The sequence below is a fragment of the Streptomyces sp. NPDC048461 genome (assembly GCF_055587105.1).
This window is the reverse complement of the sequence record NZ_JBVJGW010000084.1, coordinates 1-1,284: the sequence shown is the minus strand read 5'-3', so window position 1 is coordinate 1,284 and position 1,284 is coordinate 1. Positions and strand designations below refer to the sequence as shown.

Genomic DNA, 1,284 nt, shown 5'->3' with positions numbered 1-1,284 from the left:
CATCATTGAGCCGACCAACTGCTCTTCAAACTCGTAGCTTTCCATCAGTCCTCCCGGGAAAGAATTTCGTCAATCTTCTCTTGGCGAAGTGCGGTCTCAATGCCGTATCGCTTGCCTTCTGGATTGTCGCCACAAGCCCACTTCGTTGGCGTGTAGCCATGGGCGAGATAGCCATTCAGGAACGTGTTGATCTCTGTTGGCTGGCTGCCAATCTCCTTGCACTGCTTCAGGTAGGACTGCCAGAGGCGCTTCAATCCACTCTCGACTGTGGTCGATACATTGCGAATTTTTGGGAGCCCATGCTTATCGGCTTTGGAGTTCCAGGTGTCGCGCAGTCTTTCACGATCGAAAGCTGGCATTGCAGAGCGAGGATTTGTTCCTTTGGCTCGCGGATTGGTGCCCTTCTGCCGTGGGGTTAATTTTTCTTCCAAAGACAACCCCACTGCGTGGGTTTGGGTAGTGTTTCTTTCTTTCTTTTGAATAGTTTCTTTTGTGTTTAGCTGAGTTGGCGAATGCCCATTAGCTGAAGTAGCTAAACTTTTATTAGCCGACTTGGCTAATGTTTCGCTGACTTGGCTAATGTCGCAATTCCAGTCAGAAACTATCTTGTTTATCCCGATTTGCGTTCCGCTGGTTACAATGATGTTCATCATGATCATCTCGTTTTTTGCGGTGCAAACATGGGTGTGATGGATGCCGGTCATGCTGGCAATTTGTGTGTTTGTGATCCGGTCTGTTTTCTTTCCGAATCCATATGTCTTACGGATAATCGCAAACGCAATCTTGAGCTGGCGAGCGGTTAAATTCGCTCTCAGGATGGCTTCTAGCAGCTCGTTAGCTATGCGGGTATACCCATCATCGGTATCAGCCACGCGTTGCTCCATGACCTCTTGATGAGGTTTACGGTAGTCGGATAATTTTCTAACGACACCCATTCTTCTTCACCCCTGCCAGTGCAATCCGATATTCACCAATGAACCGAGCAGCAAAGCTCCGGTTATTGGCGGCTGCAACAACGATTCCTTCCGGTGAATCAGGATGCCGTCGTTCCTCTTCTGTCTTGTAAATTCGGCGATTTTTTGCCATAATTTCCTCCAGTGGTTATCTCCAAACATCACTATCACGCCTCGAAAGCTGCAACTTCCGGGGCGTTTTCTTTTGGTGACAGATATCCAGCCAGGCGCTTAGCCAACTCCGCCATTTCTTCGTCTGCTATCCCATAGTTCAGGACAGCAAGCGCCATGCTCATAGTCTCCAGCAAGCCTGATTTCCACCGGCTAACCT

At 49.0% G+C, this 1,284-nt stretch carries 2 protein-coding genes; both read right to left on the bottom strand.

Features of this window, described 5'->3' with window-relative positions; all coding sequences use genetic code 11:
- Positions 1-44 precede the first annotated feature (44 nt).
- Complete coding sequence (locus ACZ6S8_RS39645) at positions 45-872, bottom strand: replication protein (protein ID WP_350590797.1); 828 nt, start codon at positions 870-872, stop codon at positions 45-47.
- A 248-nt stretch (positions 873-1,120) separates the two neighbouring features.
- Positions 1,121-1,284, bottom strand: a 164-nt coding sequence (locus ACZ6S8_RS39640; RefSeq protein WP_469463271.1) for a CII family transcriptional regulator, incomplete at its 5' end; no start/stop codon positions are given.